23 protein-coding genes and 1 tRNA gene are annotated in these 19,202 nt (G+C 64.0%); 14 read left to right on the top strand and 10 right to left on the bottom strand.

Annotated elements, in window-relative coordinates; translation table 11 throughout:
* Positions 1-21: 21 nt before the first annotated feature.
* The 3 genes from hisI to ACVW16_RS04855 all read left to right on the top strand — a co-directional run bounded on the left by hisI (position 22) and on the right by ACVW16_RS04855 (position 2,932).
* Entirely contained in the window at positions 22-444 is a 423-nt protein-coding gene (hisI, locus tag ACVW16_RS04865) for a phosphoribosyl-AMP cyclohydrolase (RefSeq protein ID WP_456704253.1), read from the top strand.
* A 139-nt stretch (positions 445-583) separates the two neighbouring features.
* A complete protein-coding gene (locus ACVW16_RS04860; RefSeq protein WP_456735519.1) occupies positions 584-1,600 on the top strand; it encodes a lytic transglycosylase domain-containing protein in 1,017 nt (338 codons plus the stop codon).
* A gap of 156 nt (positions 1,601-1,756) precedes the next feature.
* On the top strand, positions 1,757-2,932 hold the full coding sequence (locus tag ACVW16_RS04855; RefSeq protein WP_456735518.1) for a DUF2336 domain-containing protein: 1,176 nt from the start codon (positions 1,757-1,759) through the stop codon (positions 2,930-2,932).
* A 126-nt stretch (positions 2,933-3,058) separates the two neighbouring features.
* Here ACVW16_RS04855 and ACVW16_RS04850 read toward each other — a convergent pair whose 3' ends face one another.
* The 3 genes from ACVW16_RS04850 to ACVW16_RS04840 form a co-directional block, all read right to left on the bottom strand.
* Complete coding sequence (locus ACVW16_RS04850) at positions 3,059-3,637, bottom strand: Hpt domain-containing protein (RefSeq protein WP_456735517.1); 579 nt, start codon at positions 3,635-3,637, stop codon at positions 3,059-3,061.
* 30 nt (positions 3,638-3,667) lie between these two features.
* Positions 3,668-4,213: a response regulator gene (locus ACVW16_RS04845; protein ID WP_008133731.1), complete on the bottom strand. Its 546-nt coding sequence runs from the start codon at positions 4,211-4,213 to the stop codon at positions 3,668-3,670.
* A gap of 99 nt (positions 4,214-4,312) precedes the next feature.
* Positions 4,313-5,092, bottom strand: coding sequence for an NAD kinase (locus tag ACVW16_RS04840; protein ID WP_456704249.1), 780 nt, complete (start codon positions 5,090-5,092; stop codon positions 4,313-4,315).
* Between the two features lie 247 nt (positions 5,093-5,339).
* On the opposite strand from ACVW16_RS04840, the gene ACVW16_RS04835 reads away from it, so the two are divergent.
* Complete coding sequence (locus ACVW16_RS04835; protein WP_456735516.1) at positions 5,340-6,899, top strand: S10 family peptidase; 1,560 nt, start codon at positions 5,340-5,342, stop codon at positions 6,897-6,899.
* Here ACVW16_RS04835 and ACVW16_RS04830 read toward each other — a convergent pair.
* Both ACVW16_RS04830 and ACVW16_RS04825 read right to left on the bottom strand, forming a co-directional pair.
* Positions 6,889-8,274 (bottom strand): serine hydrolase domain-containing protein, encoded by a 1,386-nt coding sequence (locus tag ACVW16_RS04830; protein ID WP_456704247.1) that lies wholly within the window; start codon positions 8,272-8,274, stop codon positions 6,889-6,891. The genes ACVW16_RS04835 and ACVW16_RS04830 overlap by 11 nt on opposite strands.
* Before the next feature lie 109 nt (positions 8,275-8,383).
* A complete protein-coding gene (locus ACVW16_RS04825) occupies positions 8,384-8,926 on the bottom strand; it encodes a tetratricopeptide repeat protein (protein ID WP_456704246.1) in 543 nt (180 codons plus the stop codon).
* A 249-nt stretch (positions 8,927-9,175) separates the two neighbouring features.
* Between ACVW16_RS04825 and ACVW16_RS04820 the strand changes: the two genes are divergently transcribed.
* From ACVW16_RS04820 to ACVW16_RS04805, 4 genes are all read left to right on the top strand, one after another.
* Entirely contained in the window at positions 9,176-9,550 is a 375-nt protein-coding gene (locus ACVW16_RS04820; protein ID WP_456735514.1) for a His-rich protein BRANT, read from the top strand.
* Between the two features lie 208 nt (positions 9,551-9,758).
* The gene (locus ACVW16_RS04815) at positions 9,759-10,181 is read left to right on the top strand and encodes a hypothetical protein (protein WP_456704244.1); all 423 of its coding nucleotides are present in this window, start codon (positions 9,759-9,761) and stop codon (positions 10,179-10,181) included.
* Positions 10,182-10,467: 286 nt separating this feature from the next.
* Positions 10,468-11,175: an outer membrane protein gene (locus ACVW16_RS04810; protein ID WP_456704243.1), complete on the top strand. Its 708-nt coding sequence runs from the start codon at positions 10,468-10,470 to the stop codon at positions 11,173-11,175.
* Positions 11,176-11,415: 240 nt separating this feature from the next.
* Positions 11,416-11,673 carry a hypothetical protein gene (locus tag ACVW16_RS04805; RefSeq protein WP_456704242.1) on the top strand — a complete coding sequence of 86 codons (258 nt, stop codon included), beginning with the start codon at positions 11,416-11,418 and terminating at the stop codon, positions 11,671-11,673.
* Here the strand turns inward: ACVW16_RS04805 and ACVW16_RS04800 are convergent.
* Both ACVW16_RS04800 and ACVW16_RS04795 read right to left on the bottom strand, forming a co-directional pair.
* Entirely contained in the window at positions 11,663-11,917 is a 255-nt protein-coding gene (locus ACVW16_RS04800) for a hypothetical protein (RefSeq protein ID WP_456704241.1), read from the bottom strand. The two genes, ACVW16_RS04805 and ACVW16_RS04800, sit on opposite strands and share 11 nt — an antisense overlap.
* 432 nt (positions 11,918-12,349) lie before the next feature.
* On the bottom strand, positions 12,350-12,727 hold the full coding sequence (locus ACVW16_RS04795; protein WP_456735513.1) for a hypothetical protein: 378 nt from the start codon (positions 12,725-12,727) through the stop codon (positions 12,350-12,352).
* A 107-nt stretch (positions 12,728-12,834) separates the two neighbouring features.
* On the opposite strand from ACVW16_RS04795, the gene ACVW16_RS04790 reads away from it, so the two are divergent.
* From ACVW16_RS04790 to ACVW16_RS04780, 3 genes are all read left to right on the top strand, one after another.
* Positions 12,835-13,002, top strand: coding sequence for a hypothetical protein (locus ACVW16_RS04790; RefSeq protein ID WP_456704239.1), 168 nt, complete (start codon positions 12,835-12,837; stop codon positions 13,000-13,002).
* A gap of 200 nt (positions 13,003-13,202) precedes the next feature.
* Positions 13,203-14,897: a methyl-accepting chemotaxis protein gene (locus ACVW16_RS04785; protein ID WP_456735512.1), complete on the top strand. Its 1,695-nt coding sequence runs from the start codon at positions 13,203-13,205 to the stop codon at positions 14,895-14,897.
* Positions 14,898-15,055: 158 nt separating this feature from the next.
* Positions 15,056-15,775 carry a class I SAM-dependent methyltransferase gene (locus ACVW16_RS04780; protein WP_456704237.1) on the top strand — a complete coding sequence of 240 codons (720 nt, stop codon included), beginning with the start codon at positions 15,056-15,058 and terminating at the stop codon, positions 15,773-15,775.
* A gap of 10 nt (positions 15,776-15,785) precedes the next feature.
* On the opposite strand, the gene ACVW16_RS04775 is transcribed toward ACVW16_RS04780, so the two are convergent.
* Positions 15,786-16,541 carry a dienelactone hydrolase family protein gene (locus ACVW16_RS04775; protein WP_456735511.1) on the bottom strand — a complete coding sequence of 252 codons (756 nt, stop codon included), beginning with the start codon at positions 16,539-16,541 and terminating at the stop codon, positions 15,786-15,788.
* 223 nt (positions 16,542-16,764) lie between these two features.
* On the opposite strand from ACVW16_RS04775, the gene ACVW16_RS04770 reads away from it, so the two are divergent.
* On the top strand, positions 16,765-17,184 hold the full coding sequence (locus ACVW16_RS04770) for a GFA family protein (RefSeq protein ID WP_456704235.1): 420 nt from the start codon (positions 16,765-16,767) through the stop codon (positions 17,182-17,184).
* Between the two features lie 19 nt (positions 17,185-17,203).
* Here the strand turns inward: ACVW16_RS04770 and ACVW16_RS04765 are convergent.
* A tRNA-Thr gene (locus ACVW16_RS04765) sits at positions 17,204-17,278 on the bottom strand.
* A 164-nt stretch (positions 17,279-17,442) separates the two neighbouring features.
* A complete protein-coding gene (locus tag ACVW16_RS04760; RefSeq protein WP_456704234.1) occupies positions 17,443-17,895 on the bottom strand; it encodes a hypothetical protein in 453 nt (150 codons plus the stop codon).
* Positions 17,896-18,165: 270 nt separating this feature from the next.
* On the opposite strand from ACVW16_RS04760, the gene ACVW16_RS04755 reads away from it, so the two are divergent.
* Positions 18,166-18,651: a hypothetical protein gene (locus ACVW16_RS04755; RefSeq protein WP_456704233.1), complete on the top strand. Its 486-nt coding sequence runs from the start codon at positions 18,166-18,168 to the stop codon at positions 18,649-18,651.
* Between the two features lie 43 nt (positions 18,652-18,694).
* Positions 18,695-19,192 carry a hypothetical protein gene (locus ACVW16_RS04750; protein WP_456735510.1) on the top strand — a complete coding sequence of 166 codons (498 nt, stop codon included), beginning with the start codon at positions 18,695-18,697 and terminating at the stop codon, positions 19,190-19,192.
* Positions 19,193-19,202 lie beyond the last annotated feature (10 nt).

Raw genomic sequence — 19,202 nt, 5'->3', positions numbered from 1 at the left:
GAACAACCGGCGAGATTTGTGGTGCCCGCCCACTCCCATGAGATCGAGGAAGGCCTCACCTTCCTTCCAAAGTTCGATTCCGGCGGCCTCGTGACCTGTGTGGCGACCGACGTCGTCACCGGGGACGTGCTCATGGTCGCCCACATGAACGACGAGGCGCTCCGCAAGACCATTGCAACCGGCGAAGCCTGGTACTTCAGCCGCTCACGCAACGCCTTGTGGCGAAAAGGTGAGACCTCGGGTCAGACCCAGCGCGTGGTCGAGATACGCACCGATTGCGACCAGGACGCGGTCTGGATTCGCGTCGAGCAGATCGGCGCGGCCTGCCACACCGGCCGCCGGTCCTGTTTCTATCGCAAGGTCGAGGCCGAGGGCGGCGGGTCGAAGCTCGTCTTCGTCGATGCGGACAGGCTGTTCGATCCGACCGCGGTCTACAAGAAATAGTTCGCATCTGCGGCGAGCCCCCGAAATGACGGCGGTCGTCGAGTTAACCCCGCATTAACCATAACTGTCCCACGGTGGGACCATCAGGCGTCCGAATTGCCGGCGCCGCTCATACGCCGCGCGGGCCGGTCACGCCATCATGTCGGTCGACAATTCCAGTGCCTCGCAGACGGCCGCAACCGAAGGTGCGCGGCGTGTTGCCGGCGCGATCAAGCAGGCCTCGAGCCAGACCGGCGTCAGCTTCGAATACATGCTGACCACCGCCAAGATGGAATCGGATTTCGATCCCTCGGCCGGCGCCACCACCTCGTCCGCCCACGGCCTTTATCAGTTCATCGACCAGACCTGGCTCGGCACGGTGAAAGAGGCAGGCACCCAGCTCGGTTATGGCAACTATTCCGACGCGATCACCAGGACGCCGTCAGGTGGTTACACCGTCGACGATCCCTTCATTAGGCGATCGATCATGAAGCTGCGTGATGATCCCGACGCCGCATCCAGCATGGCCGCGGCGCTGACGCAGTCCAACAGCTTCAAGCTCACCGGTCTGCTCGGCCGCAGGCCGTCCGACAGCGAACTCTACATGGCGCATTTCATGGGCGTCGCCGGTGCGGCGAAGCTGATCGCCAACGCGGAGGACAATCCGCAGGCTGTCGGTGCGCGGCTGTTTCCCAACGCCGCGTCCTCCAACCGGTCGATCTTCTACGCCAGGGATGGCCGCGCGCGCAGCGTCTCCGAAGTCTATTCGGTGCTGAATGCGCGCTACGTCAGCGCTGCCAATGGGAAGGCCACGCGCAGCGCCATGGCGATGTATGGCGATACGCCGTCGACAACGCAGGTCGCCGCCGCCAACGGCGTGCAGCCCACCGCGCCGGCGGTGGATAGCGCCGCCTATCTCCAGGCCTTGCCGGATGCACGTGGCGTGGCGGCTGTGAGCGCGACATCGTCCGCAACGGTCGCAGACAATACGCCGGCTGCGCCCGCATTCCGCTCGATCTATCAGCCCGGCGATGCGACCCAGCCGGTCTCGACGACGGTGCAAAAACTGTGGGGCAACAACGCCTCGCTCATGTCCGTTGCCTCGGCGACGCCCGAGGTGCGCCCGCCGCAACCGCTCGATCTCTTCAGCGATCGCAGCGGCACGTTCTCGAGCTAGCGCGTACCGCGCCGTTCGGCAGCTTCCAGCCCTTAACAAATCATCAATAAAACCAGCCAGTTATGGTGAACGCTTTGTTAAGCGTCGTGGTTTATTTTGTATTGCAGGTGACAAGCCGTCACCGCTTCGTTTTTCGTTGCGTAAGCCGGAAGCACCATGATTGTTCGGCAGTTCATTCATTGGATCAGGACCGCGCCAGCAGGTGAGCGGGCGGAGGCAACACGGGCATTGGCCCGGGCCTGGCTGATCTCTGACCTTTCCCACGACGATCGCGTCGCCGCCGAAGGGGCGCTGCTGATGCTGCTCGACGATCCCTCGCCGCTCGTGCGGCAGGCAATGGCCGAGGCTTTTGCGCGCAGCACCGATGCGCCGGCCTCGATCGTGCGGGCGTTGTCGGCGGACCAGCCGACCGTGGCGCTGCCCGTGCTCGAACATTCGCCGCTGCTGATCGATGCCGATCTCGTCGACATCGTCGCGACCGGTAACGACGACGTACAATGTGCGGTCGCCCGGCGCTTCGCGTTGCCGGTCTCGGTCTGCGCCGCCATCGCCGAAGTCGGCTGCGCGGCCGCCGCGCTGGAGCTGATCGAAAATCCCAACGCCGAGCTCGCACCGTTCTCCTGGAATCGCATCGTCGAGCGCCATGGCCATCTGGCGGCCATCCGCGAGGCGATGCTGGTGCTGGACGACATTCCGGCCGCCACGCGTGCCGCGCTGGTGGCAAAGCTCTCCGAGACGCTGGCGCAGTTCGTCGTGGCGCGGAACTGGCTGAGCGCCGACCGTGCCGAGCGCATGACATCAGAGGCGCGCGATCGCTCCGCCATCAATATCGCGGCGCGCTCACGCGGCGACGATATGCAGGACCTCGTCAAGCATCTGCGTATCACCGGCCAGCTCACCGCAGGCTTGATCCTGCGCGCGTTGCTGTCGAGCAATCTCGACCTGTTCGACGCCGCACTCGCCGAGCTCGCCCACCTGCCGCTCGCGCGTGTCTCCGCGCTGCTGCACGACCGCGGCGGCAACAGCCTGCACGCGCTGCTTCGCCGCGCCGGATTACCCGAGACGACGTTCGCAGCATTCCAGGTCGCGCTCGATGCCTGTCACGAGCAGGGCTTTGTCGACACCGACGATACGGCGGTCCGGCTGCGCCGGCGCATGGTCGAGCGCGTGCTCACCCATTGCGAGACCGATCGCGGCGCGACCGAGCCGCTGATGGTCCTGCTGCGTCGCTTCGCAACCGAGTCCGCGCGTGAAGAGGCGAGGCTGTTCTGCGACGAGCTGGTCGCGGATGACGCGATCGATCCCTTGTATGACAATCGGATTGCGGCGTAGCTCGAGCCGAACCTACAACCTCCGTCATTGCGAGCGCAGCGAAGCAATCCAGAATCTTTCCGCAGAAAGACTCTGGATTGCTTCGTCGCAATTGCTCCTCGCAATGACGGCAAGAGAGGGTAGTCGTTACTCCGTCGGCACGATGCTCGGCGCCATGATCACTTCGAGGTGCTCGGGGCGGTCGCGGTTGACGTCGGCGAGGTAATCGTCGGCGACCTTGCGCAGGCGACGGCTGAGCTCGGCGGAGACGCTGATGCTGTCGAGCTTGGTGTTTTCGTGCACGATGGCGAGGATCGCGGTGATGTGGTGCGTGAACAGCTCGGCAGGCACCTTCTCGATGTCAGGCGCGTGCTCGATGACGCGGCACAGGCTCTCGGCCACACCCGCCGCAGCCGGAAAGCCGAACGTGGCGGCGTCGCCCTTGATGTCGTGTGCGGCGTGAAACAGCTCGTCGCGCCGTGCCTTGGTGAAGCCGTCGTTGCGGATCGCGACATAGGCTGCCGAGAGCCGGTTGACCTCGGTCGCCATCCAGTCCTTGAACTGGCCGGCAAGGCCCGCCAGCGCCTGTTCGGCGCGGCCGACCGGATCGTCCATGTCTTTCGCTTCGACCCGGCGCAAAACTCGACGCAGCGGGTTGGGTTGCGTGATGACATGGTGCGTGGCGAAGGCCTTGACGTCGATGTCTTTCGCGCTGTTCTTCGCCATGATGCCTGCCTCGTCGTTGGAGACGTTGCGTTAGATGGAAGAGCGGGCCTTGTCGAGCAGAGAGGGCTGCTGCAGCACCTCGTGCTTTTCACCGACGCGGCGCTCCGGGCCCATATACGCGGAGTTGGTGTTGCGGCGCCGGTCCGGGCCGAAATAGGTCTTGGTCTTGATGAAGGGCCGGGGACTGGCGACCACGTTGAGGATACGTTGATAGAGGCCCTTGGCCGAGATCGGCTTGGCCAGGAATTCGGTGACACCGGCATCGCGCGCGACGGTGACGCGGCGCTTCTCGGAGTGACCCGTCAGCATGATGATCGGTGCGTAGGGGTTGCCCTTGGATTCCGGCTGCCGGATCATCTGGGCGAGTTCGAGCCCGTCGAAGATCGGCATCGCCCAGTCGGTGATGACGATGTCGGGCACGTAATGGCTGTACATTTCCAGCGCGGTGGCCCCGTCCTCGGCTTCGTAGACTTCGCGCGCGCCGAACGAATGCAGCAGCGTCCGCAGGATGCGGCGCATGTGCGGATTGTCGTCGCAGACGAGAAAGCGCAGCTTGTTGAAGTCGATGCGAAACATGACGCCCGGGCCAAAGCGGTCAACCTTCGTTAACCATATCGTGCCGAGGGTTAACGAAGCGTTGCGACCGGGCCTTCGGCAGGGTGCCGGCCGGACGGTTCAGGCGCCGAATTGCTCGCGCAGGATTCGCTCTTCCAGGCTGTGGCCTGGATCGAACAGCATCCGCATCGCAATCGTCCGGTCGGCAAGCACCTCGACGCGGCGGACATCGCGCACCTCGTCGTGGTCGGCGACCGCGGCCACCGGGCGCTTGTCGCCTTCCAGCACCTCGATCACGACGTAGGCCGTGTTGGGCAGCAGCGCGCCGCGCCAGCGCCGGGGGCGGAAAGCGCTGATCGGCGTCAGCGCCAGCAATGCGGCGTTGATCGGCAAGATCGGGCCCTGCGCAGACAGATTGTACGCTGTCGAGCCGGCCGGCGTCGCCACCATGATGCCGTCGGCGATCAGCTCGGCCATGCGTTCGCGCTCGTCGATCAGGATACGCAGGCGCGCCGCCTGGTAGGTCTGCCGGAACAGCGCGACCTCGTTGATGGCATGATGCAGATGAACGCGACCTTCGACGTCGGTCGCGCGCATCAGCAGCGGATTGATCTCGGATTCATGCGCAGCTTCGAGCCGGGCGCGCAGGTCGACCGTCGAGTATTCGTTCATGAGGAAGCCGACTGTGCCGCGGTGCATGCCGTAGATCGGCTTTCCCGTATGCATGTGCTGGTGCAGCGTCTGCAGCATCAATCCGTCCCCGCCGAGCGCCACCACGACGTCGGCTTCGTTCGGGGCGCAATTGCCATATTGCTTGGTGAGCTGGCCGAAGGCGGCCTGTGCTTCGCTGCCCGGGCTGGCGACGAAGGCGATCCGGTCGTATCGCGATGGCTTGGTCATGGCTTCCAGCAGGTGTCGCAGGCTCGAGAAAATTCCGCCGAGGTCGTCTATACGACCTTGGCCTGCATTGTCGAGGATCACGGCCCGACAAAGCAAACACTGACGTCGTGGAGGCGGCATGGTTCAGGACAAAAGCCGGGCCCAAGGACACGGGACGCCCGTCCAGGGCCTTCGATCCCCCAAACCGTCGTAATTGGCGGCTAAATCGGCGGCTGACGCGCCGCGAGCGGGGCAGGGGAGAACAGGCATGGCCATGAGGTTGTCTTTGCTGCGCCGGACGAGACTGGTGCTGGCGCTGTCGCTTTTTGCGCTCGCAGGCCCAGCGCGCGCCGACGATCCGCCGCAGTCGCACAGCGAGGCGGCGGCGAACGCGGGACAAAAGGGCGGGCGCGCCGGCAGCGGACAGAATGCGACGCAGGTTTCGGCTTCCGATCGTCGTCTCCCCGCAGATTCGACGACCAAGCAGACCCTCAATCTGCCCGGTCGAACGCTCAACTTCGCCGCGACCGCTGGCTCAATCCGGGTGTTCGACGACAAGGGCGATCCGCTGGCCGACATCGCCACCACGTCTTACGAACTCGACGGCGCCGATCGCGGCACGCGCCCGGTGACGTTCCTGTTCAACGGCGGGCCCGGCGCCTCGTCGGCGTGGCTTCAGTTCGGCGCTGTCGGGCCGTGGCGGCTGCCGCTGGATGGCGAGGGGCTGGCGCCATCGGCGTCGCCTGAGGTGAAGCCGAACGCGGAGACCTGGCTCGATTTCACCGACCTCGTTTTCATCGATCCCGTCGGCACCGGTTACAGCCGCGTCCTGGCGAGCGGCGAGGATGCGCGAAAACGGTTCTATTCGGTCGATGGTGACGTCAATTCAATCGCGCTCGTGATCCGCCGCTGGCTTGAGAAGCACAACCGGCTGACCTCGCCGAAATACGTTGCCGGCGAGAGCTATGGCGGCATTCGCGGGCCAAAGGTCGTGCGCCAGCTGCAGCTTCAGCATGGCGTCGGCGTCAGGGGATTGATCCTGGTGTCGCCATTGCTTGACTTCCGCGAGTTCACGGGGACGAGCCTCCTGCAATATGTCGCGACACTGCCGAGCTATGTGGCGGTGGCGCGCGAAGCCAAGGAACCGGTCAAGCGCGCGGATCTCGCCGATGTGGAGGCTTATGCGCGCGGCGAATTTTTAGCCGATCTCGTCAAGGGCGAGGCGGACAGGGATGCGACCAATCGCCTGGCCGACAGGGTCGCCGAACTCACCGGCATCGACAAGGCGGTGAGCCGCAGGCTCGCCGGCCGCTTCGACGTCGGCGAATTCCGCCGCGAACTCGACCGCAAGAACGGCATCGTAACCGGACGCTACGATGCTTCGGTGCGCGGTCTCGATCCCTATCCGGATTCGAGTAGCTCGCGCTTCGGCGATCCGTCGGGCGATGCGTTGCAGGCGCCCCTGACGAGCGCGGCGGTCGATGTTCTGACGCGAAAACTCAACTGGCGGCCCGATGGCTCCTATGAGGTTCTCAACGGCTCCGTCGAGCACAACTGGGATTTCGGCGGCGGCATCAACCCGCCGCAATCGCTGTCGGAGCTGCGCCAGATCCTGGCGACCGACACGAAGCTGAACGTGCTGGTCGCTCACGGGCTATTTGATCTCGCCACGCCCTATTTCGGCACCCAGCGAGCGCTCGACCAACTGCCGGCGTTCGCGACGTCGCGCGTGAAGTTCGTCGTCTATCCCGGCGGTCACATGTTCTATTCGCGCGACGGCTCGCGGCAGGCGTTTCGCAGCGAGGTCGAGGCGTTGATCAGGGAGTAGGGCGTTTCCTGCGTGATCGATAGCGGCGCGCCATCTCGCGCGCCACGACGCTGGCTGGCTTGATGTTGGCGCCGGCAAGCCAGACATCGCTGACCTTGCCGCGCTTGTCCCGGACGCGGCGCACCGGTTCGCCATGGCTGGAATAGCCGGCGGCCCAGGCGAGCTTGCCGGTGTCGCGGCCCGTGACTTCGATTTCGCCGGCATCCATGAAGGGATTGTTGAACTGCGGATTGGCGACCAGCACGCGGTTTCCTGCGGGCACGAGATCAGTCGCGCCCCAGATCGTCCACCAGCGACCGGTCCAGTTGCGGACGCGGCTGTCAGGTGCGCCGCGGGTCTTGAACACGCGCAGGATCTGCATCGCGCCGTCCATCCAGAACGGTGCCGCGCCGTCGATGGAATTGCTGAAAATGCTGATTGATAGCTCGCATTCGGGAATCGAGCAGGTCCGCGAGATGTAGCCCTGGAAGCCGCCGCCATGGCCGAACCAGTCCCAGCCGTCGGTCTTTCCGGCGTTGACGCCGAGACCGTAATAGGCCTCGAAGCTCTGCGGGATGCGCCAATGGTTGCGCGTCATCTCGCGGCGGCTCGCGACCGACAGCACGCTCTTTCTGGCATTAGGCGCGAGCTGTGCGAAGAACCGTGCAGTGTCCGCCGCCGTGGCAACGAAGCCCGCGGCCGACGCCATTGCGTGGGCAGGATTATCGCCTGGGATCACGCAGCGTTCGCCCATCGGCAGCTTGCGCGTATGCCCGCGTGCAAACAATGCCTCCTTGGGAAGCGGGGCGCTCGGCTCTGTCTCGCGCAGGCCTGCAGGTACGATGATCTCGCGCTTGATCCAGGCGGCGTAGGGCTCCGCCGTGATCGCTTCAATGACGAGGCCCATCAGGCCAAAGCCGTGGTTGGAATATTTGAAGCGCGTGCCCGGCTCGATCGCGGTCGGCAGCTTCAACTCGGCGAGCAGCTCTTCGGCGTTGAGATAGGGACGGCTGTCGACGAACTGGCCGGAATCGGCGCCGTCGCGGGTCAGCCCGGCACTATGCGAGAGCACTTGCGCAATCGTCGTCTCGGCGATGCGTGGATGCAGGCCGCCGACATATTGGCCGACGGAATCGTCGAGCCTTAGCTTGCGCTGCTCGCGCAGCTTCATGATGCCGGCTGACGTAAAACTCTTAGAATGCGAGGCGATTCGGAAGCGGTGGCGCGGGGTGAGCTTCTCGCCGGTGTCGAGGTTGGCAAGCCCGAAGGCATGTTCGGCGACGACCTCGCCGCGATGGACGAATGCGACCATGACGCCGGGTTGCTCGAACGTGGTTTGCTGGAATTCAATCCAGGAGCCGATGTAGTCGATCGCGGATCGCAGCCAATTGTCCATTGCGCTACCGGTTGGCGAGGGGGATCGGTGAGCAAGGCTAGCCGAGAAAGCAGAACGGGCACAACCGTTAAGGTTGTGCCCGTTGGCGCCATGCCAAGATCCGGTTGTCTCAGTAGACCAGCGTCGCGCCGGTCGGCTTGTCGAGCGCAGCGGCGAGCGAGCGATACTCGGAGCTGTCGGTGCCGGCGAGCGAGGCGATCTTGTTCAGGTGGTACTGCGCCTGCTCGCGGTTGCCCTGCTCGAGCTGCCAGAGGCCGTAATACTGCCAGGTGCGAACGTGGTTCGGATCGTCCTTCAGCGCGATCTCGTAATAGATCTTCGACGACTGGTAGTCGCCGAGCTTGCGATACGAGTAGCCGATCAGGTTGGCAACGTCAGCGACGTCGTCGCGGTTGAGCGACTTCAGCTGGCCGATCGCGCTGGCATAGTCGTTCTTGTCGTAGATCGTGGTGTAGGCGGTGCGATAAGCCGCCAGGAATTTGGGATCGTTGACGGAGGAGCTCTTCTTCTTGCCCTTCTTGGTCGAGGTGTCCGACTTCGGTGGCGAGGAGGGCTCGTCACTCCCCGCGGCATAGGCGCTGGTCAGGGCCGGCCCGGCCGCCAAGCTCATGGCGACAAGTCCCGGCACAAGAAGCGTTGAGAGTTTGCGCATAAAAGTTCTCCCGTATGGAACGTGGCGATCCTACACGATTGCCCAAAGACCGGAACACCCGGCCGGCAAAAACATTCCCGGCCGTCGCCCGGCCGAATTCCCGGCAAAGATAACAAACTTGTCATCCAGATGAACGGAAGCTGGCCGTGCGCTTCAGAGCGGGTTCAGCGCGCGCCATTTAGGCTCTCCTCCATGATCGAAGAGTTGGCGAGAGGGCGCCGCCTCAAGATCCTTCAAGAGGAGACCACCATGTTGAAGACCATTTCCGCAGCCTTGCTCGCAGCTTCCGTCATCGCAGCCCCGGCCTTCGCCGCTGAAGCCGGCAAGACCACGACGACAGCGCCGGTGATCAAGGCGGACCAGACCCAGAGCAAGGTCTCGACCACTGCCGTCAAGCCCGACGCGAAGACCGCCGACATCAAGTCGGGTGCAAAGGCCGATGTGAAGGCTGATGCCAAGCTCGATACCAAGACCAAGGCGATGAACGCGAACGCCGCCGTTACGCCCGACGAACGCAAGATGGTGCGGACGCATCGCCATCACCACAAGCATCTGTCAGTCAAGAAGTCGCTGAAGACGCAGTCGGGTCTCACCAAGCCGGTGACCACCGAGAAGCGCAGCTAACCACTGGTCCTGGCGAGACGGCATCCCTGGCATTGCCCCGTCGTCTCGCCTGGAGTTCAGGCCCGGCCCGTTCGTCATGCCTGGCGCGAAAGCGCGAGGAGCTGGCGGCGGGCCGGTGCGCTGTCTGCAGGCTGGCGGAAGCGAATTCCCTTTGCGCAACCTCGAGGCTAGAACATATTCTGAAGCGGGTGGCCGGAGAGTTTGATTCTTGGGGCGATTGGCGAAACGCGCGGCGATCCTGGTGCTGCCTTTGGCGCTCACCGCCTGTTTCGGCAGTGATGGCGACCGACCGTCCCTGATGGAGGGGACCCAGGCTGGAGGGCCTCAGCCGTTTCCCGACAATTTTCGTGGCGATGCGCTGGCCCTGATGCGCAGCTATCTCAACAATCCCGTCGGTGTGCGCGACGCCAGCATGGCCGATCCGGTGCTGCGGGAAGTCGGTGGCCGGCAGTTCTATGTCAGCTGCCTGCACTTCACGCCCCGCGAGACCGACGGCAGCTACAAGACGATGCGCGAGCGCGCCATCATCTACGTCAATGGCCGGGCCGATCGCGTCATCGAGCGCGCAAGCGAGCTCTGCGCCGGTGCGGTTTACGCGCCCTTTCCGGAACTGGAAAAAATGACGCGATAGTGCAAAGCCCACCTTCATCGGGTGGTGCTAGAACAGCAGCCGCCGGAGCCGCTGCATCACATTTTGGCGAGCTTTGAACGGGCCGCTTTTGCCTCGCGACGAATTGTTACGGCAAGACCCGCGCGGACGAAAATATCTGTCTGCGGTGGGGGCGTGACGGAACAAAATCGCGATGTTGCCGCTCCGTCACAGTCAGGAACGATCAACGTTCCGGCATCGCCGCGAAGCAACCCAATTCAAGCCACGTTGTTTCCCGAGTGTCGCAAATGAAAGAACGGGGATAGCCATGAAGACGATTTTGCTCGGTGCAGCAGCTCTGCTCGCGCTGGCCGGACCGGCGGCCGCAGCCGACATGCAGCCGCGCACCTACACCAAGGCTCCGGCCTACACGCCGCCGCAGGTGATCTACAACTGGACCGGCTTCTACATCGGCGGCCATGTCGGCGGCGCCTTCGCCGGCGACACCACCTTCCGATCCAGCGACGCCCGCTTCATGGGCGGCGTGCAGGGCGGCTTCGATTATCAGTTCGCGCCCAATTGGGTCCTGGGTATCGAGGCCCAGTATTCCTGGCTGCCGACCAACAACAACGGTGTCACGTTCCCGCTGGGCACGCAGGTGACCTCCAACACCGACCAGCTCGGCTCGGTGACCGGCCGCATCGGCTACACCTGGGGTCCGACGCTGCTCTACGCCAAGGGCGGCTACGCCTGGCGCAATGGCGGCCTCGGCGTCAATATCGCCGGCGTCCCGCAGACCTTCACCGCCACCGGCAATAGCAAGGACGGCTACACCGTCGGCGCCGGCCTCGAATACATGTTCGCGCCGAACTGGTCGGCCAAGGCCGAATACCAGTATTATAATTTCGGCAGCACCACCTTCACGTCGGGTCCGGCCGACATCGTCGGCGTCCGCGGTCGGGACGACGAGCATACCGTCAAGGTCGGTGTGAACTACCGTTTCGGCTGGGGCGGTCCGGCGGCCTCGCGTTACTGAGCCGACCGGACGAGCACGACAACGATTCGAGAAAGGCCGGCTTCCCGCCGGCCTTTCGTTTGGCCGGGTTGTTTGGATTATGTGAACCATCTGGCGCGTCATTTGCAAGCAAACAGTCCGGCACGGGCTTTCTCACTGGTGTCACGGGGATCGAGTAAAGCAAAAATAATTTTTGCGGCTTACGGAACTCGCGCTCTGGAAAGCGTTATTACTGAATTGCCGGCTGGTGGGACAACGAACATGCGTATGTTGGCGTCGGTGGTGGTGGTCTCATGCATGATCGCCGTGCCGTGTTCTGCCCAAACAATCCTCAAATCCGAGCCGCTGATGTTGGCACCTTACGAGGTCGCCTTCGTGAAGGACGCCTCCTGTGCGCCCGGCAAGGTGCTGAAGGTGACCGGGGCGATCCGCGGGCTGCACCGCCGCAAGGCCTGTGTCGCGATCGCGGGTGAGCAGGCCTCTCTGGCGATCGCGCCTCTGCCAGACCTTACGAATTGAGCTGAAGCTCCATGCCGGATTCCCGGTCAGCGTCCGCCTTGTTCTGGGCGGGGTCCTCGCCTTGGGCGGCCCGGCAGGATTTGATCTCGTAGTCGTTGTCGAGCACCCTTCGCGGACCCGGCCGCTCATCGTCGGTGCCGATGTCCACGACCAGGCCGCTGCGTTGCGCGAGCTTCCAGACGTCGCATTCATCCGGATAGGCTTTGCTGATCTGGCTGTCATTGCAGAACAGGGCGTAGGGCATGATCTCCGCTCCGGAAAGCGCGTTAACGGCTTCATGGGTCGAGCGGTTCCGGTTCGATCACGGGGCCGTGATGGGGCCGGTGATGCGGTTCAGTTTCAGCCGGGCCCTGAGTCCTTAACGAGTCCTGAATCCGGAGAAAAAGAAACTTGGGGACTCATTTGGCGGAATCAGCGGATGTTTCCGCCCATGACGACCGACCTGAAAACCTGCTGCGGGCACATGCTCCTGCCACTGACGCTGGGACTATTCAGCGCCTGCGCGGCCAATCTCTGGCTGGTTTGGTCTTGGCTGTAAGGTCTTGGCTGTAAGGTCTTGGCTGTAAGGTCTTGGCTGTAAGGTCTTGGCTGTAAGGTCTTGGCTGTAAGGTCTTGGCTGTAAGGTCTTGGCTCTAAGGTCTTGGCTCTAAGCTCTTTGGGCCGCGAGGCGGCAGCCTCACTTGTCGGCTTCCGGACGGAGAGAAGGGTCGTTGATCGCGGCGCGGACCCTGCTTAGGGTCGCCGCACAATATTCCTCCCGCTCGCGCTCGAAGCGCTCCTGATGCTGTCTGAAGCTGGCGATACGTGCCTGCATCTCGCTGCGGAAATCGCCACCGAGCCGGGGCGGAGGTACAGGATAGGGCTGCGGCGCTGCTTCGGCCTCTTGCGGCTCGACCGTGGCGGTGGCCGGCTCGACGGAGACGAACTTCGTCGCCAGGACCGGCGCAGCCGGAGCGTCATCCCGCTGACGGAGATCGTCCTTCTTGCCGGACACCGATTGGACGAAGGCCAGTGTTTGCGCGATCAGTGCGTCGCGCTCCCTGATCCACTTCATGATCCACCACCCTGTTGGCACTATTTCACCAAAGCCGGGGCCGCGAATCAAGCACGGTGCGCGCCAGGGGGGTTGCATATTTTTCCCGGACGTCTGACATTGCACCGATGGACACCACGGCCGACCCGTCAAACGAAGCGCAGGGCCTGCGGCTCGTGCGCGCCTTTCTGTCACTCCCGCCGGAGAAGCGGGCGCGGGTGATCGCCTTCGTCGAGGATCTGGTGCGCGCTCAAGCCCGGACCGATGACGGCCACGAGGTCTCCCGGGATCGCTAGCGCGGGCGCGAATTGCCCTTTGCGGATGCCGGAACGCCTTGAAAGTAGGCTCAAGCTTACGCCAGGCTTACTGACGCGCCCCATTGGGTATTTTCCCCTAACGGCATCCACGACATTTTCTATCAAATGTTAATTTTCTTCGGTTCCAATCGCGCAATGGGAGTTCCAGTGCTGGAACCAAGTGTTTGAAGGCGGCTGCGATGAGCATTCTGAATAATTTGAGGATCGTAATGAAAGTTGCGCTGATTGTGACGGTGATGGGCGTTGCCCTGCTTGCAGTTGCCGCGTTTGCCATTCGCGAACTGTCGGCGACGGTCGACGGCTTCAGCGAAGTCACAGCGATGCAGTCTGCTTCCCTCAACCTCATACGCGCCCAGCGCCGCATCGAGACCTATCACGCCGCGCTCTATGCCGTGTTCACCGAGTCGACCGAGGCCGGCAACGCCAATCGCCTCAGAATCGCGGACCAGAACCGCAATGAAATCGGCCAATATCTGACCGCTGCGGAGCAGGACGAGCCGGCGCGCGCGGCCGAAACGAGGAGCGTCGGCGAGCAGTTGAAGGGCGTCTTTGCAGGCTGCGATCCGGTGCTGCGGGCCGGCGCGGCGGCAACCAGCCCGGAGGACAATGCCAAGGCGGCTGATCGTGCTCACAAGGAGTGTGACCCGCTGATCGATGCGGCCCTTGAACGCGTTGCCAAGTTCACGCACACGGCCAAGGCCGTGACCCAGCGCAAGGAAGCCATCGAGGGCGAGGCCAAATCCGCGATCTGGACCGTATTGAGCGTCAGCGCCGGCGGCCTGATCATCGGCATCGCGATCGCGCTCTTCATCGGTCTCGTGGCGATGTCCCGTCCGATTGCACGGCTCAAGCTCGCCATGGAGGGCCTGGCGCGCAATGACCTGAAGACCGAAGTGCCCGAGAAGGACCGCCGCGACGAGATCGGCGAGATGGCCAAGACGGTCGAGGTGTTCAAGACCAACGCGCTCGAGGTCGAGCGGCTCAAGGCGGCGCAGGTGGAAGCCGAGAAGCAGGCCGCCGAGCAGCGCCGCCGCGACATGGTCAACCTCGCCGATGGCTTCGAGCGCGCGGTCGGCGAGATCATCGATACTGTCGGATCTGCCTCCACCGAGCTCGAGGCGTCGTCCTCAACGCTTGCCAGCACCGCGCAGCGCGCCCAGGAGCTGACCTCCGTGGTCGTGGTCGCCTCGGGCGAGGCCACCAGCAACGTCCAGTCGGTTGCGACCGCCACGGAGGAATTGTCGTCCTCGGTCAACGAGATCAGCCGGCAGGTGCAGGAATCCGCGCGGATGGCGAGCGAGGCCGTCAACCAGGCCCGCGCCACCACCGACCGCGTCAGCGAGCTCTCGATTGCGGCGACGCGGATCGGCGACGTCGTTGAGCTGATCAACACCATTGCGGGCCAAACCAATCTGCTCGCCCTGAATGCCACCATCGAGGCGGCGCGCGCCGGTGAGGCCGGCCGCGGCTTTGCCGTCGTCGCCTCCGAGGTGAAGACGCTGGCCGAGCAGACCGCAAAGGCGACCGGCGAGATCAGCCAGCAGATCTCCGGCATCCAGAACGCCACCCAGGAATCGGTGACGGCGATCCGCGACATCTCCGCCACCATCGAGCGGCTGTCGGAGGTGTCCTCGACCATTGCCGCAGCCGTCGAGGAGCAGGGCGCCGCGACCCAGGAAATCTCGCGCAACGTGCAGCAGGCCGCGCACGGCACCCAGCAGGTCTCGACCAACATTACGGACGTCCAGCGCGGCGCGACCGAGACCGGATCGGCGTCCTCGCAGGTGCTGTCGACCGCGAAGATGCTGGCGACGGACAGCACCCGGCTGAAGGACGAAGTCGGCAAATTCCTGCGGACCGTGCGCGCGGCCTGAGCCCGCTCGATGTCCAAAGTCCGGCGGCCTCGCGCCGCCGGGACGCCGCAGATCCTGTTGCGGCAGCAGCGCATGCTACCTCATGTGTTGTACTCTGATCCAATCTGTGGTCAGTAGCCGTCCCGCGATGCGGGCGGCCAACTCCCGAGGGTAGTGCGATGAGCGAGGATGTCAGCGACGGCTGGAGCGCCTCTGCGTCCGCCTGGATCGTCGAGCAAGGCGAGGATGGTGACTATGGCCGCCGCTGCGTGCTTGATGCGCCGATGCGCGCGCGCGTCGAGGGGCGCGGCTTCCTCCGTGCGTTGGACGTCGGCTGCGGCGAGGGCCGCTTTTGCCGTATCATGCAGCGCGCAGGCATCCGCACCACCGGTATTGATCCGACCGATGCACTGCTCATGCGCGCCAAAGAGCTCGACCCGAATGGCGATTACCGGCTCGGCCGTGCCGAGACGATGGAGGTCGATGCGAATTTCGATCTCGTGGTCAGCTATCTCAGCCTGATCGACATGCCCGATCTCGCGGCCGCGATCGCAAAGATGGCGGCGGCGCTGCGGCCGGGCGGCACATTGCTGATCGCCAACCTGACGAGCTTCAATACCGCAGGCCAGCCCGACGGCTGGACGCGCGACGGTGAAGGCGTCGCACGCTTTTCGATCGATCACTACATGGACGAGCGGCCGATCTGGGTCAGCTGGAGCGGCATCCGTGTCCAGAACTGGCACCGTCCACTCAGCACCTATATGACCCTGCTGCTCGATCAGGGCCTCCAGTTGCGCCTGTTCGTCGAACCACAGCCCACGGCAGGCGATCCCGCGAGGATCGCAAGTCATCGTCGCGTGCCGTATTTTCACATCATGGAGTGGCAGAAGCCGGCTTGAGCCGATCGATTCAGGCAGCGAGTTTGGCTTGGAAGAACCGCGTGACCCGACCGATCGCATCCGCCGTCGCCGGGTCGGTGTCGGCGAAATCGAAGCCGTGGGCCTTGCCGGGATACGGCACGAATTCGGTCTCGGCGCCGGCTGACTTCCCGAGCGCGACGAGTTGCCGACCTTCCTCGATTGGGACGTTCTTGTCCGCTTCGCCGTGCAGCGCGATCAGCGGCGGCATATGCCTGATCTTGGTGGTCATGTCCTGGGGCATGCCGCCATAGAGCACCGCGAGGGCTGCGACCCGGGTGTCGCGCACGGCGGCCTCAGCGGCGATGTAGCTGCCCAGCGAAAAGCCGAGCAGGCCGATGCGTCCCGAACTGTCGGATCGGGCGAGCACCGCCGTCACGGTGGCGGCGACCGTGTCGGCCCAGCCGTCAAACCGCGTCCTCTCATAGGCCTCACGGCTCGCATGGGAGGTGGATATCAATGCAGCCATATCGGCCGGCGTCATGTAGCGCAGAAAGTAAGTGTCGATGCCTCGCGCCGCCAGCGCATCGGCATATCGGTCATAGGCGCGGGCCCTGAGCTCAATGCCGCGGGCGCCGTGCAATGCGATTACGGCGGGACGCTTTCCCTCGGCCCTCGCTGCATAGCGCGACACCAGCAAGCTGTCCTGGCCGTTTGTGACCTCGAACTGCTCGCCCGGCGCGCCGCGTGCGGTGGCCGGGGACAAAAGTGCAGCGAAAGCGGCCAGAGCCGCGCGTCGGCTGATCATCTGGGGCTCGCAGGAGAAACGTTGTCCGATGTGATGCATCGCGTCTATATTGCCCTAGCGACGGAATCTTGACGAGAGCCTTCCCCCGATAGTCTCACCGTCGTGACGTGGGAGGCGGCAGGACCAGCACGCCTGTCACGCGTTGTCCGACGACACTCTCGACCTCCTCCTCACACACACACACGCCCGGACACCAAAGCGCCCGACGCAAGGAGCATGCTCGATGATCGATGCCAGATGCAGTTGTGGCGCCATTGCGCTGTCGCTACCGGGGCCGCCCAACGTGGTCGCGGCCTGTCATTGTCTCGCATGCCAGCGCCGGACCGGCGCGCCATTCGGCGTTGGTGCCTTCTATCCACTCGAAGCCGTCACGATCTCGGGGACGCCGAAGGAGTATGTTCGCTTCGGCGAGAGCGGCGGCAGGGTTCGCTGCTATTTTTGCCCTGATTGCGGCTCGACGGTTTGTTGGGCGCCCGACAAGCTCCCAGGGATGATCGGCGTTGCCGTCGGTGCGATCGCGGACCCGAATTTTCCGGCGCCGATCAAATCGGTGTTCGAGCGGTCGAAACACGCCTGGGTGGAGATTACGGGTCTTGATGTCGAGCATCTGCAACAGGGCAGCCTGCCGAAGGCATCAAGCTGAGCAATGCGCGATCGGGTGCTGGTGCCGGCTGAGGGGATTGAACCCCCGACCTTCGGTTTACAAAACCGCTGCTCTACCGCTGAGCTAAGCCGGCGACGCCTTGAGCAAGCGGGCAGGGGCCGGCATGCGCCGGGCTGCCCGCCCGGGCGTCGCAATACCAGACTTCATCGGAAAGTGCCAGAACCCGCCCGCTTCCTGCGGGCATGAAACAGGCAGCCCGGAGGCCGCCTGTTTGGGGTCGCTCGCTTCTGGATCGGCTTACTGGCAGATGTGGCGGCGGCCGTCATCGCCCTTGAACCAAGTCCCGGGCGTGCAGACGAAACCGTTGCGCTGGGCATAGGTGCGGTGATCCCAACCGCGATTGTCCCAGGAATTGTCGTAGGCGTAGCTGTTATCCATGGCGCGGAACGGGGCGGTTGCGATCGCGCCCGCGGTGCCGATTGCGGCGCCGGCCACATCGCCCGCGACGTCCGTCGGCCAGAATCCGGTGTGGGTCCTGTTCCAGTCGTTATTCCAGTCGCGATTAGTTTGTCGGTAGCTTACCCGGTGATGGCGATAGCCGTGGTCGGAGTAACCGAGATTCCTGCAGTTGGCGTTGGGAAATTGGGGATCGCAGCCGCCGGGACTCGCCACGACCGTTTGCGCCATCGCGGCGCCGGTCACCATGGTCGTCGCGATCGCGACTGCGCCGAGGAGCTTCATCTTCGTCATTGTTGTCTCCCTTTGAATTGACGGGGAGCTAAATGTCGGCGAGCGGCGGACGTTCCGAGAGCAGGCCTGAATTGCAGTCAAACCGATGTGAGCGGGTGGAACCAGGCCGCTCGCGGCAGCAGCGCCGTTAACGCTTCGCTAGGACGAGCCGCAGGATTTGAGCGACGCGCGACGCTTACGCGTTAGGCTTACCGGAATTTGGCCGGCTGACCTTAACCCTCTCGATGTCGCAATCCGATAGCTTGCAATCCGGACAACCGGGATTTTTCCATGCGCGCTTTGGCGCTTGCAGCCTTTCTGATCGGACTGCCCGCAACGGCTTTGGCCGGCGGCGGCTTCGATATCGTGGTGCCTGGCCGTCCCGGCGTGCCTATCATCATCAATAATATCGATGCGTCCTACACCGTTGTCGAAGGTGTCTGGGGCCTTGGCAAGAACGTCCAGGTGCAGCCCACGATCTATGGCGGGCGCTACGTGGCCGAGCGGCAGCCCTCAGATGTCGGTCACTACTATCCAAGCATGGGCTTGCAGCCCGGCTATGGCCGCCTCGAAATCGAGCCGCCCGCAAACCGCAAATTGCCGAAGCCGGCCGAGAGCTACCATGAGAGCTTGGGCGTGCAGTCCGCGCCGCTGCCGCCGCAAATGGATGTGCCGGTCAACCCGCCGCCGGTGATCCTCGCGCCAGAGATCAACGACCATCCGCGCCGTGCTCGCCCGCGGCCGCATGCAGGAATACCCGGCAAACCGCCGGGTTGAGAACGCCAGAATCAAACAACACGAAAATCAACAGGAGAGAGTAATGCGTCAGATGATTTCGGGACTGGTCGCGGCGGCTGCCGTGATGTTCGTGAGCAGCGCGCCGGCCATGGCCTGCGGCTTCAATCCGTGCCAGCCGGTTGCGCCGGTGTTCTCCGGCTGCAACACTGGTTGCGGTGGTTATGGCTACGGCGCCGGCTATGGCTATGGTTATGGCTATGAGCGCCTGGCCGAGCCGACGACGCAGTACTACTACGTCAACCAGGGCCCGACCTATACCGGTCCGGGCGCTTTCGCTCCGTATCCGACCTACCAGGAAGACGCGGTCGTCGCGCCCGCCAATTATGGCTACGGCTATGGCTATCGCGCTGCCGCCCATCCCTACCATCATCGCCCGTACTACCGTCCGTATCGCTACGGCTACGGCCCCCGTTACGGCTACCTGCCGCGTCCGCATTACGGCTACGGTCCGCGCTACGGCTACGTCCATCGCTATCAGCCGTATTACGGCGGCCATCGCGTGCTGCGCCGCTATTACTGATCTCTGATCG

It is taken from the genome of Bradyrhizobium sp. USDA 4474 (assembly GCF_054057515.1).
The sequence above is the reverse complement of the archived record's forward strand: the minus strand, read 5'-3'. Positions and strand labels throughout refer to the sequence as shown.